General features: G+C 74.4%; 1 protein-coding gene and 1 pseudogene. One reads left to right on the forward strand and one right to left on the reverse strand.

The genetic code is table 11. The features are described 5' to 3' along the window. Window positions 1-204: pseudogene (locus NZN28_RS14550) on the reverse strand (hypothetical protein); the annotation flags it as partial. On the opposite strand from NZN28_RS14550, the gene NZN28_RS14555 reads away from it, so the two are divergent. Next, window positions 191-634: ATP-binding cassette domain-containing protein (locus tag NZN28_RS14555; protein ID WP_295399376.1), on the forward strand; the 444-nt coding region annotated here is incomplete at its 3' end. The pseudogene NZN28_RS14550 and the gene NZN28_RS14555 sit on opposite strands and share 14 nt — an antisense overlap.

The following is a 634-nucleotide window of genomic DNA, read 5'->3' on the forward strand; positions in this document are numbered from 1 at the left end:
GGTCTCGCCGCTCAGGCTGGCGTTGACCACCCGGTAGCCGAGCGGCGCAAGGCGGTCGGCGAGCAGGGCGACCCAGCCCGCCTCGGCGGGGATGCCGTAGGCGGCACTGAGGCTGTCACCGAGGACGAGGATGCTACGCTCCGCGCCACCCGCGGCGAGCGCGGGGGACAGGGCGAGCAGGCCGGCGAGCATGAGCGAGCGCATTCCCGTGATCATGGCGAGCGGGCTCGGCAAGTGGGTGAAGGGCCCGGAGGGCGAGATCCGGATCCTGGACCGGCTCGAGCTTGCCGTGTTCCCGGGCGAGACGGTGGCCGTGGTCGGTGCCTCGGGCTCCGGCAAGACCACCCTGCTCGCCCTGCTCGCCGGACTCGACCAGCCGAGCGCCGGGCGGGTCGAGCTCTGCGGCCGTCGCCTGGACATGCTCGACGAGGAGCAGCGGGCCGCGCTCCGGCTGCGCGAGCTCGGCTTCGTCTTCCAGGCCTTCCATCTCCTGCCCCACCTCAGCGCCCTCGAGAACGTGGCACTGCCGCTCGAGCTGCGCGGCGAGCGCGACCCCGCGCGGGTGCTCGAGGCGCTCGAGGCGGTGGGCCTGGGCGAGCGCCGCCACCACCTGCCGCGCACGCTTTCTGGCGGC

It is taken from the genome of Meiothermus sp., from assembly GCF_025056915.1.
Classification (GTDB): Bacteria; Deinococcota; Deinococci; order Deinococcales; family Thermaceae; genus Meiothermus.